11 protein-coding genes are annotated in these 13,430 nt (G+C 49.1%); 4 read left to right on the top strand and 7 right to left on the bottom strand.

Annotated elements, in window-relative coordinates:
• The first annotated feature begins 23 nt into the window (after positions 1 to 23).
• The gene (locus AB9R92_RS01465; RefSeq protein ID WP_370667772.1) at positions 24 to 3,017 is read left to right on the top strand and encodes a transglycosylase domain-containing protein; all 2,994 of its coding nucleotides are present in this window, start codon (positions 24 to 26) and stop codon (positions 3,015 to 3,017) included.
• A gap of 35 nt (positions 3,018 to 3,052) precedes the next feature.
• On the opposite strand, the gene acsA is transcribed toward AB9R92_RS01465, so the two are convergent.
• Positions 3,053 to 4,774 carry an acetate--CoA ligase gene (gene acsA, locus AB9R92_RS01460; RefSeq protein WP_370667771.1) on the bottom strand — a complete coding sequence of 574 codons (1,722 nt, stop codon included), beginning with the start codon at positions 4,772 to 4,774 and terminating at the stop codon, positions 3,053 to 3,055.
• A 166-nt stretch (positions 4,775 to 4,940) separates the two neighbouring features.
• Between acsA and AB9R92_RS01455 the strand changes: the two genes are divergently transcribed.
• From AB9R92_RS01455 to AB9R92_RS01445, 3 genes are read left to right on the top strand one after another with little or no spacing between them, the layout of a single operon-like run.
• Entirely contained in the window at positions 4,941 to 5,573 is a 633-nt protein-coding gene (locus tag AB9R92_RS01455; protein ID WP_370667770.1) for a GNAT family N-acetyltransferase, read from the top strand.
• Positions 5,574 to 5,592: 19 nt separating this feature from the next.
• Positions 5,593 to 6,231, top strand: a complete 639-nt coding sequence (locus tag AB9R92_RS01450; protein ID WP_370667769.1) for an acetoin utilization AcuB family protein — start codon at positions 5,593 to 5,595, stop codon at positions 6,229 to 6,231.
• Positions 6,207 to 7,382, top strand: coding sequence for an acetoin utilization protein AcuC (locus AB9R92_RS01445; RefSeq protein ID WP_370667768.1), 1,176 nt, complete (start codon positions 6,207 to 6,209; stop codon positions 7,380 to 7,382). Before AB9R92_RS01450 ends, AB9R92_RS01445 begins: the two co-directional genes overlap by 25 nt.
• A 122-nt stretch (positions 7,383 to 7,504) precedes the next feature.
• Here AB9R92_RS01445 and ccpA read toward each other — a convergent pair whose 3' ends face one another.
• The 6 genes from ccpA to murC all read right to left on the bottom strand — a co-directional run bounded on the left by ccpA (position 7,505) and on the right by murC (position 13,295).
• Positions 7,505 to 8,503, bottom strand: a complete 999-nt coding sequence (ccpA, locus tag AB9R92_RS01440; RefSeq protein WP_370667767.1) for a catabolite control protein A — start codon at positions 8,501 to 8,503, stop codon at positions 7,505 to 7,507.
• 195 nt (positions 8,504 to 8,698) lie between these two features.
• The gene (locus tag AB9R92_RS01435) at positions 8,699 to 9,784 is read right to left on the bottom strand and encodes a bifunctional 3-deoxy-7-phosphoheptulonate synthase/chorismate mutase (protein WP_370667766.1); all 1,086 of its coding nucleotides are present in this window, start codon (positions 9,782 to 9,784) and stop codon (positions 8,699 to 8,701) included.
• Between the two features lie 250 nt (positions 9,785 to 10,034).
• A complete protein-coding gene (gene ytxJ / locus AB9R92_RS01430) occupies positions 10,035 to 10,364 on the bottom strand; it encodes a bacillithiol system redox-active protein YtxJ (protein ID WP_370667765.1) in 330 nt (109 codons plus the stop codon).
• A 17-nt stretch (positions 10,365 to 10,381) separates the two neighbouring features.
• Positions 10,382 to 11,263 (bottom strand): YtxH domain-containing protein, encoded by an 882-nt coding sequence (locus AB9R92_RS01425; protein WP_370667764.1) that lies wholly within the window; start codon positions 11,261 to 11,263, stop codon positions 10,382 to 10,384.
• Positions 11,264 to 11,299: 36 nt separating this feature from the next.
• On the bottom strand, positions 11,300 to 11,794 hold the full coding sequence (locus AB9R92_RS01420; protein ID WP_370667763.1) for a DUF948 domain-containing protein: 495 nt from the start codon (positions 11,792 to 11,794) through the stop codon (positions 11,300 to 11,302).
• Positions 11,795 to 11,981: 187 nt separating this feature from the next.
• Entirely contained in the window at positions 11,982 to 13,295 is a 1,314-nt protein-coding gene (gene murC, locus AB9R92_RS01415) for a UDP-N-acetylmuramate--L-alanine ligase (RefSeq protein ID WP_370667762.1), read from the bottom strand.
• Between the last annotated feature and the right edge of the window lie 135 nt (positions 13,296 to 13,430).

Raw genomic sequence — 13,430 nt, 5'->3', positions numbered from 1 at the left:
AAGATTTTTAGGAGGGGGATAATGTGCAAGATAAATTAAGAAGATGGTTATTGAAGGCAGAGGAAACAACCGATAGATGGACTTCCCATAAGTGGTTTAAGCGGTTCAAAGTCACAACGGGAGTCATTTGGAATTTGGCAATCATTCTAGCTATTATACTGATGGCAGGCGGCGTATTTGCCGCATCGGCAGGAGCCGGCTATTTCGCTTCCCTGGTGGACGAAGAACAGCTGCGGACCGAAGACGAGATGCTGTCGGACATTTATAGCTATGAAGAGACTTCCCAATTGTACTTCGCCGACAATACGTATCTCGGCAAATTGCAGACCGACATTGACCGCGAGGAAACAACTTTGGAAGATGTCTCCGATGTGGCCATCGATGCAGTACTGGCCACAGAAGATGAGTATTTTTATGAACACGAAGGAATCGTCCCGAAAGCGATTATGCGCGGCTTGTTACAGGATGTTTCCAATTCGGACAGCCAAACCGGCGGATCGACTTTGACGCAGCAATTGATTAAGAACCAGATTTTGACAAACGAAGTGTCTTATGAACGAAAAGCGAAAGAAATCCTTTTGGCCATGCGCCTTGAGAAATTCATGAACAAAGAAGACATCATGGAAGCTTATCTGAACATCATTCCCTATGGCAGAAATTCAGCCGGAATGAACATCGCGGGAATCGAAACGGCAGCGAAAGGCATATTCAATGTATCTGCGAACGAGTTGAACTTGCCGCAAGCAGCATTCATTGCGGGAATCCCTAAAGCACCATACAGCTATACGCCGTATGCATCTGGCGGCAAATTGAAAGACGAAGACGGTCTGGAACCGGGGCTCAACCGCATGAGAACGGTGCTTTACCGCATGCTTGAAACAGGCTATATTACGGAAACTGAGTATGAAGAGGCTATAGCATACGATATTGTTTCCGATTTCAGGGAAGGCGAAACCCGCTCCTATGATGATTATCCGTTTGTGACTGCAGAGTTGGAGAAACGCGCGACCCGCATCATCATGGACGTCTTAGCGGAGCAAAACGGCGTAGATCCTGAAACGCTCGACCAAGATCAAAACCTATACGAGGAATATGCGATCCTGGCAGACCGCGCCGTGCGGTCGAACGGCTACCGCATCCATTCCAGCATCAACAAAGATTTATACGAAGCACAAGAAGAAACCCAAAAAGCCTACCAAGGGTATGGCACGACTTTATCTGAGGATTATATCGATGAAGACGGCGAAACACAAACCCGCCAATTGCCTGTCCAAGTCGGCAGTGTCACCTTGGAAAACGATACCGGCCGGATCTTGAGCTTTATCGGCGGGCGTGACCACGAAATCGAGAACTTGAACCACGCAACACAAGCCTACCGGTCGATCGGATCGACGGTGAAGCCATTGCTGGTTTACGGCCCAGCTTTGGAAAATGGTGTCATCGGCGCCGGCAGCCCGGTAGTCGATGTGAAATTCACTATGAATGACAACGGCAATAGCTATGAGCCGGCAAACTTTGTCCCGACAAGCGAGCAAGGCATCATGCCGGCACGCGATGCACTCGCGCAATCACAGAACCTTCCCGCTTTGCGCTTGTTTGCGCAAATGCGCGATGACATGCCGATCCAATATATGATCGACAACGGCTTCTCGCGTGTGGATGAAAGCGACGGCGTTGTGTCCGCAGCACTCGGCGGCGGCATCGAAGGTTCGGTCGAAGAAGTCGCTAATGCGTATGCATCCCTTGCCAATGGCGGAAAGCATATGGAGACGACGATGATCGATAAAATCGAAGACGCAGATGGCAATGTCATCTATGAACATGAAGCCGAAGCAAAAGACGTGTTCACGCCTCAAGTTTCCTACGTCTTGACCGATATGCTGCGCGACGTCTTCAAAACAGACCGCGGAACGGCGAACCGTGCAAACGGCATGCTGAAGTTTAATGCAGATTTTGCGGGCAAGACGGGAACGACCCAGGAAACACGCGACGTCTGGCTCGTCGGCTATAACCCGAACATCACGATGGGCGTATGGCTTGGCTATGACAAAGAGCGTTATTCACTGGATAATTTCAGAAACCAGAACTTGCAGCCATCCGTCCGTGTAAACCAATTATGGGCGAACTTGATGAATACAACATATGACGTAGCACCCGACGCTATCGGCTCTGGAGACAAATTCCAGGAACCCGAAGGCGTCGTCAGCCGCTCATTCTGCGGCATCTCCGGATTCGCTCCGAACGAGGCTTGTAAAAAAGCGGGCTTGGTCCGCTCCGACTTGTTCATCGCTGATATCATGACGCCAAAAGATGGAGATGATAGCTTGAGCAGCGGATCGTATACGACAATCAACGGCAAACGCTATGCCGCTTTGTCGAGTACGCCAAGTGAATTCGTATCAGGCGGCGGCCTCGGCGTATCGGAAGAATACGTCGATCGCATGCTCGCACCGTTCGGCGGAGACGCTGGCAAACTATTCCCTGGCAGCTCCAGGTTCAGCAATGTCGTTTCCAGCGCCAAGTTCGACGCAGACAGCGCGGCCCCTGCACCAGTCGGAACATCGATCAATGGGCGCACGATCACGTGGAGCGATTCCGCTTCAAATGACGTCGTCGGTTACCGCGTATTCCGCGGCGGCAGCAGAGTCGCTTCCGTTTCCGAATCGAGCAGCAACTCCTATAGCGCGTCTGGACCTGGAACGTATACAGTCGTCGCAGTGGACATTACAGGGCGGCAATCCGCAGCGTCCAATAGCGTGACGATTGAAGCGCCAAAACCAGAACCGACACCGGAACCTGACCCGGAACCGGAAAGAGAAGAAACTCCGGCCCCAGCGCAAGAAACTGAAAGACCGGAGCCGGAAGACGAGCCTGAAGAAGAACCAGCCGAGGAAGAACCGGCTGAAGAAACTCCAGCTCCAGAAGAACCGGAAGACGAGGAAGAAGAACCGGAGGAACCGGAAGAGCCGTCAGAACCTGACACCGAAACTCCGGAAAGTGAAGAAGACGCAGCATAACGAAAGCCCTTCTGCTAAATGCAGAAGGGCTTTTTTTAATCTTCCATGGTGGACAAATCGCCAGTCGGCAGGTCCAATTCCCAAGCTTTCAGGACGCGGCGCATGATTTTGCCGCTTCGCGTTTTCGGAAGCTTGTCCTTGAACTCAATTTCGCGCGGCGCTGCATGAGCGGCCAGTTCTTTCTTGACGAACTGCCGAATGTCCTCGATCAGTTCATCAGATGGCTCATGGCCTTCTACAAGTGCGACGAACGCCTTGATGATCTCCCCGCGCACCGGGTCAGGTTTACCGATGACACCCGCTTCAGCAACTGCCGGATGCTCGAGTAGTTTGCTTTCCACTTCGAACGGCCCGACACGCTCACCTGAAGTCATGATGACATCGTCCACTCTTCCCTGGAACCAGAAATACCCATCCTCGTCCATATAAGCCGAGTCTCCGGAAACATACCACTCGTCATTCAAGAAGTAGGAATCGTACTTTTGCGGGTTGTTCCAGATCTGGCGCATCATGGATGGCCAGCCTTTTTTAATCGCCAGGTTGCCCATTTGGTTTGCCGGCAATTCATTGCCTTGATCATCGACGATTGCCGCTTTGATGCCTGGGATCGGTTTGCCCATCGAGCCCGGCTTGATTGCCATCGATGGGTAATTGCAAATGACTTGCGCTCCTGTTTCCGTCATCCACCATGTATCATGAATCCGTTTATCGAACACTTGCGCGCCCCACTTGACGACTTCCGGGTTCAACGGTTCACCAACGGATAAAACGTGGCGCAATGTCGAAAGGTCGTATTCTTTCACTAATGCATCCCCAGCCCCCATCAACATGCGAAACGCAGTCGGGGCGCTGTACCAAACAGTGACGCCAAAATCTTCAATCGCTTGGTACCAGGCATCCGGAGAAAAGCGCCCGCCGAGAATGACAGTCGTGACGCCATTCAGCCACGGCGAGAACACGCCGTACGCCGTTCCCGTTACCCAGCCCGGGTCAGCTGTGCACCAGTAAATATCCTGCTCCTGGAAATCCAGCACCCATTTGCCTGTCTGGTATTGCTGCACCATGGCATATTGCGCATGCAGGACGCCTTTCGGTTTCCCTGTAGAACCGGATGTATAATGAAGAACCAATCCGTCTTCTTTATCGAGCCATTCGACATCGAATTTATCCGAGCAGGAGTCAAGATGCTTGAGCACATCGACATGGCCCCCGCTTTCTTCTGCCCCTTCCGCCCCGACGAGGAAGATCGTCTTCAAATTCGGAAGGCGGTCTTTCGGGATGCGCGGCAGCAATTCCGGCGTCGTGATGATCGATTTTGCGTCGCTGTCATCCAGTCGGTCATAGATCGCTCCTTCCATGAACGCTTCAAACAGCGGACCGACGATCAAGCCCATCTTCAATGCGCCGAACATGAGGAAATAAAGTTCAGGAGAACGCGGCATGAAGATAAAGATACGGTCTCCTTTCTCCAAGTCGGAATGTGCTTTCAACAAGTTCGCCGCACGATTCGTCATGCGTTTCATCTCGTAGAATGTATAGGTTTCATGACGGTGCTGGTCTTTATAATAGAGAGCGACTTTGTTTTTGCGGTCCGATTCAGCATGTCGGTCAATCGCCTCATGAGCCATATTGATTTTTCCAGTTTGGGACCAGCTGAACTCTTTTTCAACTTCCGACCAATCGAAATTCGCCGACTGCTCTTCGTAATTATGTAAATTGTGCTCCCCTGGTTTTGCTGGTAACGCTTCCACTTTCACATAAATCACCCTTTCCCTTTGTTTCTCTATATTCTACATCAACCTGGAAGGGAAATGCTAATAATTTTAATTCTTTAGAAAATACGGAGTATTTACCCGAGCAACTTTCTTTTCCTATTGCCCTTCATGTATAATGGAGCTAATTGCAACCACAGGCGGTGAAATGATGGAACATAAGAAGACATATAATGCGATGGAATTGAAAACGAAACACGGGCCACTGATCATCGAAGGCCCGGTCCCTTCAAGGGAACTGAAAGAACTGGATTTCCACGAGGACTTAATCGCTTTCCGCCCACCCGAACAGCAGCATAAAGCCATCACGGAAATTGCGGATTTGCCGGAAGGGCGCATATTGATTGCGCGCGACCAGAACACCATTGTCGGGTATGTTACATACCTCTATCCTGACCCGCTGGAGCGCTGGTCCGAAGGGAAGATGGAAAACCTGATTGAGCTCGGGGCGATCGAAGTCATTCCGAAATACCGTGGCGCCGGTGTCGGTAAAGCACTTCTCCAAGTATCGATGATGGATGATGCCTTCAATGATTTCATCGTCATCACGACAGAATACTACTGGCATTGGGATTTAAAAGGAACCGGGCTGAATGTCTGGGAATACCGCAAGATCATGGAAAAGATGATGCAGGCGGGCGGGCTGGAATATTTCGCGACGGATGACCCGGAAATCAGCTCGCATCCAGCCAACACATTAATGGCACGTATCGGTTCACGCGTCGATCCAGAATCGATCCAAAAGTTCGACCAGCTGCGTTTCATGAACCGTTATATGTACTGATTACCAAAGGGGTGTTTGCATGTTAGTAGAAGAAATCATGAAGAAGGATGTTTTCACGCTGCGCTCAGACCAGACCGTCCAAGACGTGCTGGATTTGTTCGAAGAAAAACGGATTCGCCATGCGCCCATCGTCGATGACGGGAAAGTGGTCGGCATCGTCACCGACCGCGATTTGAAAGATGCGCTGCCATCGATGTTCACGGTGACGCCAAAAGTGAATCCATATGAGAAGAAAGTCGCGGAAATCATGACGGCAAACCCGATCATCGCCCATCCGCTCGATTTTGTTGAAGAAATCGCGTTGGTGTTCTATGAGCATAAAATCGGTTGCCTGCCAGTCGTCAGCCAAAATGAACTCGTCGGCTTTCTGACCGAAACCGACCTTTTGTATACTTATATCGAATTGACCGGCGCGCACCAGCCCGGTTCCCAGATCGAAATTAAAGTGCCGAACCGTTCAGGCGCACTCTATGAAGTGAGCAAGGTGTTCTACGACCACAAAGTCAATGTATTGAGCGTCCTTGTCTATCCCGATCGGGAGGACAGCTCCAATAAGATTCTGGCTTTCCGCATCAAAACGATGAACCCCATTTCCATCATTGAAGATCTGCGCAAAGAAGGTTTCGATGTCTTATGGCCGAATCTCATGCAGGAATGAAAAAACATGCTGTCTTCATCTATTCAGAAGATCAATTGGGGTATAAATTTTCTGAAACGCATCCGTTCAACCAAAAACGGCTCATACTAACGATAGACTTGCTCCGGGAAATGGACGCCCTTCCAGAGGATTTGATTGTGCCTGCACGGACTGCAACAGATGAAGAGCTATTGCTTGCGCACGACCAGCGCTATATCGACATCGTCAAAAAAGCGAGCCGCGGCGAAATTACACCGGAGGCCGGAGAAGGATATGGCATCGGAACAGAAGATACACCGATTTTCGAAAATATGCATGAAGCGAGCGCCCGCCTGGTCGGCGGCACGTTGACCGCAGTCGACCAAGTGATGGAAGGCAAAGCCGAGCATGCCTTGAACCTCGGCGGCGGTTTGCACCACGGTTTCCGCGGGAAGGCATCCGGCTTTTGCATCTATAACGACAGCTCGGTCGCCATCCATTATTTGAAAGAGAAATACGGCGCGCGCGTATTGTACATCGACACGGATGCCCATCACGGCGACGGCGTGCAGTGGTGCTTTTATGATGATCCGGAAGTGTGCACAGTGTCGATCCATGAAACGGGCCGCTACTTATTCCCTGGCACCGGCAATATCAATGAACGCGGAAGTGGCCAAGGCTATGGCACTTCGTTCAACTTCCCGATCGATGCCTTCACGGAAGATGAATCGTTCCTGTCAATATACCGGACCGCCATGCGTGAAATTGTCGAACATTTTAAGCCGGATGTCATTTTAAGCCAGAACGGGGCCGATGCGCATTATTTGGATCCCTTGACCCATTTGAGCAGCACGATGGAAATCTACCGCGAAATCCCGAAAATCGCGCATGAATTGGCGCATGAGTTTTGCGATGGCAAATGGGTAGCGGTCGGCGGCGGCGGTTATGACATTTGGCGGGTCGTGCCGCGTGCCTGGGCACTCCTCTGGATGGAAATGAACAGCCATCCATTGCCGCATGGAAAGCTGCCTGAAGCATGGCTCAAACGCTGGCAGCCTGAATCCCCTGTTCCTTTAATCGAGACATGGGAAGATCCGGAGAATATGTATAAGCCGATTCCAAGAAAATCGGAAATCACTGAAAAAAATCAGCAAATGCTCGATAAAGCGCTGTACATGATCCGCAACCAATAAGGCGCGCTTCATTTAGTCGGAATATTCCGCAGTCGACATGAAAAAACCGCCCTTGCTTCAGGATTGGATACAATCCCGTCGCAAGGGCGGTTTTCTGCTGGTTAAAAGTTGCCGGTTAAGGCCTATTCGTGTTTCGTTGACTGCCGCTCTTCGAGGCGGTAAGGCAGCACGACTTGGTTTTCTTCGATTTCCTCGTTGTTCATGTATTTCGTCAGCAAGCGCATCGACACCGCCCCGATATCGTAAAGCGGCAATGCTACGGCCGTCAACATCGGGCGTGCCATGCGGGCGAGCTTTGAATTTTCATAAGTAATGACTTCTACATCTTCAGGAATCTGTTTGCCGAGAGCTTCCACTGCATGGATAACACCAATGGACATTTCATCGTTGCTGACGAAATATGCCGTCGGTTCAATCGATTCCAACTCACGAACAGCTTCCAGTCCTTCTTCGTAGGTGTTATTGCATTCGATGACCAGGCGTTCGTCGTAGCCGAGGCCAGCTTCCTGCAAAGCATCTTGATAGGCTTTCAGCTTATATTCGCGGTTGATCTCAGACGATAAGGGGCCTGAAATATAAGCGATTTTCTTATGCCCACTGTCGATGAATTTTTTGACCGCTTCATAGGCAGCGGCATAATAATCGATATTGACGGAAGCGATTGATGCTGTATCATCGATCGAACCCGCTAATACGATCGGTGTCGGGGAACGCTCCATCTCCTTGCGCAATTCATCCGAAATGACATCGCTCATGAAGACAATCCCATCCACTTGCTTGCCGAGCATCGTTTCAAGCAATTGGAGCTCTTTGTTCGGATTCTGGTCGGAATTGGACAAGATGATATTGTAGCGGTACATCGTCGCAATATCCTCAATGCCCCTTGCCAGTTCAGAATAAGTACTATTGGATATATCCGGTAAAACGACGCCGACCGTTGTAGTTTTCTTGCTCGCCAACCCACGAGCCACGGCATTCGGACGATAGCCGAGTTCTTCGATCACTTTCAGCACTTTTTTTCTTGTGGCTGGTTTTACATTCTGGTTTCCATTCACTACGCGGGATACGGTAGCCATGGAAACATTTGCCTCACGTGCCACATCATAAATCGTAACGGTCATTTTGCGCCCTCCTGTTCCATTCTTTCATTCAATGATACGATAACCGCTTTATGAATATCAACTCTTATTATGTATTGCAGCATCGCTTGCACGGAAAGTTCATGAAAATGTCCATCTTTAGGGGTTTTTCCATGCTCCCGCACAGTTTCCTGCCTTTGAAAAAAATAAAAAAGCCGGAACACGTCCGGCTTTTGCTTATACTTTCAACTCGTACTGCTTCATGAATTTCATCAATGAATCGTAGTATTCATCGAATTGCGGTAAGCTCATTTGCTGCTGCGCATCGGATAGTGCGACTGCAGGGTCCGGGTGCACCTCTGCCATGACGCCGTCAGCTCCGATAGCGATTGCCGCTTTGGCAGCAGGCAATAACAAGTCGCGGCGGCCAGTAGAATGTGTGACATCTACGAAGACCGGTAAATGCGTTTCTTGTTTCAAGATCGGCACTGCAGAAATATCAAGTGTGTTGCGCGTTGCCTTCTCGTATGTGCGAATGCCGCGCTCGCAAAGGATAATCTGGTCATTTCCATTAGCGATAATGTATTCAGCCGCTTTGATGAACTCATCAACAGTAGCAGACATGCCGCGCTTCAAAAGCACCGGCTTGTTGATCTGACCAACAGCTTTCAATAATTCAAAGTTTTGCATGTTGCGGGCACCGACTTGAACGACATCCAGGTGATCCAATGCTTCTTCGAGATGGTGCGGTGTCACGATTTCCGTCACAACGCCAAGCTTATATTGATCAGCTGCTTTTTTCAGCATCTTCAATCCTTCTAAACCTAGTCCTTGGAAATCATATGGCGACGTACGCGGCTTGTAAGCCCCACCGCGGATCAATTTCAATCCTTTGTCGCTGATGGCTTGCGCTACTTGGTCAACTTGCTCTTGCGACTCAACAGCGCAAGGCCCAAAGATGAATGATGGTGCGCCTTCGCCGATATTCTCGCCATTGACGGAAACGATCGTATCTTCCGCCTTTTTCTTACGGGAAACGAGAAGTGCTTTACGGCTATCCTCTTCCTGCATATCGAGTGCGGATTTGAATATTTCCTTGAAGATATGGTCAACTGTCTTCTGATCAAGGGGACCATTGTTATTGTCTTTCAATAGGTTCAGCATGTGACGCTCGCGCAAAGGATCGTATTTCGTAGCGCCTTGCTTTTCCTTGATTTTCCCGATCTCCTGGATCACGGAAGCTCTCTCGTTGATAAGAGAAAGAATTTGCAGGTTTACTGCATCCACTTGTTCTCTAAGCTGTTCCAATTCTGTATGACTCATTCTCCACTTCCCCTTTCAAGAGTGACGCTTTTAATAGGTGTCATATTAACACGATATGACTATTATAAGCAAACTATTCAGCAAAGTCACGAAATTTGTTTAGCGATTCAACGCGCTAAAGCGTTTTCATAACGAATATCAGAGACAGAATGTACACATGGCGCGGCGCAGGGCTTGAGCAAGAAATATTTTTTCCCATAGAAAAACGGATGGAATGGCTCCATCCGCATGTTCTTTTGACGTTTATGGGCTAAGCAATGAATTCCTTCATCGCTTCGCTTTTGATTTTATTATGGCTCGCATGCCAGTCGACTTGTTCGCTGGCAAAATGGAAAAGTTGAGGCGATTCATGGCGGACACCTGTTATTTCCTCGATTGCCGACGAAAGCTCTTTGTCTTCCTGGACGACTAGATAAAGGAATAATTGATGGGGATGCAATGATGCATACTCTGAGTATTCTTTCCATGCGCCTGCTGAGACCGGGCAAGTGCTGCTGTGCTTGAACAACCAATAATGCTGTTCATTGCCGACCGCCTGCTTAAGCTCATCCAAGTTTCTCACATGTACAAAGTTTTCCATTTCAACCGCTCCCAAAATTAATTCTTTTTGTTTTGATTGCCTTGCGGGTTTGACGACCCTTTAGTGTTTGAAGATCCTTGGGAATTAGAGGACCCTTTCGTATTCGTAGACCCTTGCGAGTTTGATGATCCTTTCGCAGTTGAAGATCCCTGGGAATTCGAAGAACCTTTTGCAGTTGAAGATCCTTGCGATGCAGAAGAACCTTTAGCGCTAGAGGAAGATTTCGAGTCAGCCGAACCTTGCAAGCTTGCAGAAGCATTCGTTCCTGCTGATGTCTTCGAGTCGTTATGGCTTGATTTGTTTTCTTCCTTCACTTCTTCAACCGCCTCTTTCAAAGCATTGGCTGTAGATGTGAACGCATCGTTTCCGGCTTTGTCGCCGTTATCGACTTTGTTTTGTACTGTCTCCAGCAATTCTACGCTTTCTTCGCCTTCAGATGAGGCAGTGCCGTCATCCATCGGTGAATTGCTACCTTTCATGTTCTTCACTTTATCGACCACTTTCGTCGATTGCTCTTTCAATTGCTGCGTGAAGCCGGTGCCGTCATTTGAATCGCTTGAGTCTTTCGACTGCTGCGCTTTTTCCTTGAAGGTACTGGCTTGTGTCTTTAAGTCTGCCTGTAGCTCTTTCCCTGCTTTAGGCGCGAAGAACAATGCTGCCGCAGCTCCGACAAGGCCGCCGACAATCATGCCTGTCAGGAAGCCGGATCCGCCGTTTGATTCTTCGTAATCGTATAGGTCGTCATAGCGGCTTGATGAACCGTAGGATTGCGGTACATATTGGCTTTGTTCGTATTGACCGCCTTGGTCGCTGTACTTGCCGCCTTGCGTATAATACTCGCCGTTGTACTGGGATTCATTATAATCAGGTTTCGAATAAGTATTTTTGTTTTTTCCCATTGTCCATTCCTCCATTATATTCGTTGTTTGATGATATCAATACTGGTCGCTGCTGCCTGGCAATTTCTTTTGGCCAGGGACCGGCGTGTATTGTTCTGTGCTGCGTGTTTGGTAAACTTTGCGCTCTTTCCATTTATCCGCGATTCCCATTGCAACATTGCTCCACTGGACAACTTGAGCAATTTTATCTTCGTTCTGCTCAACCTGCACCCCAACACGCGAGGTGATGTGGCGCACTGTAGTGTTCAGGTCCGTCACTGAATTTCCAACGCCTTTGACTGCATCGACGACACCGTTCAATTTTTCTGATTTGACCGTGATGTCTTCAGCGAGCTCGTTCGTCTTATGCAATAGGTTCGTTGTTTCCAACGTGACCCCTTGCAATTGGTTTTCCAGCCCTGAGACAGTTCCGGAAACCTCTTTTAATGTGTTCTTGAGTGAGTTCAAGGTCATCGCCAGCGCTACGCATAGTATTAAAAATCCAACAGCGGCGACAATCGCGGCAATGTAAAGCAAGATTGACCAATCCATTCCGTTTCCTCCTTCGGTTTAATTAAATTTCGTATACCTGTTTTCTACCCTGCGCTATATGGGTTTAAACACGCCTCTATTTATTATTCGGCAAAAGCTTTTAAATGCCTGCCAGTAACCCAGAACATTTTGTAATTTCTAACGCCTGTTTTGTGCCCAATAAAAAAAGCCTGACCATATGTAATGGTTAGGCTTTTTTCGGCATTGTTAAAACTTCTTCGTATGCTTGCTGGAATTTCGTTACATCTCCAGCTCCCATGAAAAGATATACTGCATTATTGTGGATAGCCAGTTTTTCGACATCTTCCAATTGGAGGAGCTGGCTGCCGTCGATTTTTTCCTGAAGGTCCCGAATCGTCAAGGTGCCCGCCTCTTCTCTAGCAGACCCGAAGATATCGCATAAATACACATGATCCGCTTCTTGCAGGCAATCGGCAAATTCCTGGAGGAAGGTTTGTGTGCGGCTGAATGTATGCGGCTGGAAAATCGCTACCAGCTCGCGCTCTGGATACTTCTGGCTCGCCGATTGCAAGGTAGCACGGATCTCCGTCGGATGATGGGCATAATCATCGATCAATACGCGATCATCGATGACCGTCTCCGTAAAGCGGCGTTTGACGCCTTCATAGCTTTCGAATTGGCGCTGGATGATATCCGCCGGAATGCTTTCGTATTGGCACAGCGAAATGACAGCGAGTGCATTCAATACAGCATGGTCCCCGTACATCGGAATGGTGAATGTATGGAAGAATTCGTTGCGGATAACGACATCGAAAGTCGTGCCTTCTGTCGTTTTGACGATATTGCGCGCCTGGAAATCGTTTTCTTCGCCAAAACCGTAATAGACGACCGGTACCGGCGCCTGGATTTGCTGCAAGTATTCGTCGTCTCCACACGCGATGATGCATTTCTTCACTTGCTGCGCCATTTCCTGGAACGCCTTGAAGACATCGTCGATGCTGCCGAAGTAATCGGGATGGTCGAAATCGATATTGGTCATGATCGCATAATCGGGGTGATACGCCAAGAAGTGGCGGCGGTATTCACATGCTTCCGCTACAAAGAAATGGGAGTCTTCCTGGCCCGAACCCGTTCCGTCACCAATTAGGTAAGAAACGGGCTTATAGCCGTTCAGCACATGCGCCATCAGGCCAGTTGTCGACGTTTTGCCGTGTGCGCCAGTAATCGCGACCGATACGTATTGCTTCATCAAATCGCCAAGGAACTGATGGTACCGGATGATGGTTGCGCCGCTTTCACGGGCTTTGACAAGCTCTGGATGTTTGTCGTTAAATGCATTCCCGGCAATGATCGTCATATCCGGCGAAATGTTTTCGGGATCGAAAGGCAAAATGGTGATGCCTCTCTCACGCAGCCTTTCTTCAGTGAAAAAGTGCTGCGCGATATCAGAGCCTTGCACCGACTCACCCATATCGTGCATGATTTGGGCCAGCGCGCTCATGCCAGAGCCTTTAATGCCCGTAAAATGTAATACTGTCATAAATGAACCTCCTGTGGGAGTGGAAAATTAGTCTAGTCAAACCGCCTGTGCGGAATCAATAGCTGGGTGGTTTTTACAATGCTCCGATTATATCACAAAGTGCGGAGGCACTGAAATAATCAATAATTCCTGTAA

The organism is Planococcus sp. SSTMD024, from assembly GCF_041320495.1.
Taxonomy (GTDB): domain Bacteria; phylum Bacillota; class Bacilli; order Bacillales_A; family Planococcaceae; genus Planococcus.
The sequence above is the reverse complement of the archived record's forward strand: the minus strand, read 5'-3'. Positions and strand labels throughout refer to the sequence as shown.

Coding starts and splice junctions, on each gene's coding strand:
- AB9R92_RS01455 (WP_370667770.1), top strand. CDS start 4,941: ATGGAACATAAGAAGACATATAATGCGATGGAATTGAAAACGAAACAC.
- AB9R92_RS01450 (WP_370667769.1), top strand. CDS start 5,593: ATGTTAGTAGAAGAAATCATGAAGAAGGATGTTTTCACGCTGCGCTCA.
- AB9R92_RS01445 (WP_370667768.1), top strand. CDS start 6,207: ATGGCCGAATCTCATGCAGGAATGAAAAAACATGCTGTCTTCATCTAT.
- ccpA (WP_370667767.1), bottom strand. CDS start 8,503: ATGACCGTTACGATTTATGATGTGGCACGTGAGGCAAATGTTTCCATG.
- AB9R92_RS01435 (WP_370667766.1), bottom strand. CDS start 9,784: ATGAGTCATACAGAATTGGAACAGCTTAGAGAACAAGTGGATGCAGTA.
- ytxJ (WP_370667765.1), bottom strand. CDS start 10,364: ATGGAAAACTTTGTACATGTGAGAAACTTGGATGAGCTTAAGCAGGCG.
- AB9R92_RS01425 (WP_370667764.1), bottom strand. CDS start 11,263: ATGGGAAAAAACAAAAATACTTATTCGAAACCTGATTATAATGAATCC.
- AB9R92_RS01420 (WP_370667763.1), bottom strand. CDS start 11,794: ATGGATTGGTCAATCTTGCTTTACATTGCCGCGATTGTCGCCGCTGTT.
- murC (WP_370667762.1), bottom strand. CDS start 13,295: ATGACAGTATTACATTTTACGGGCATTAAAGGCTCTGGCATGAGCGCG.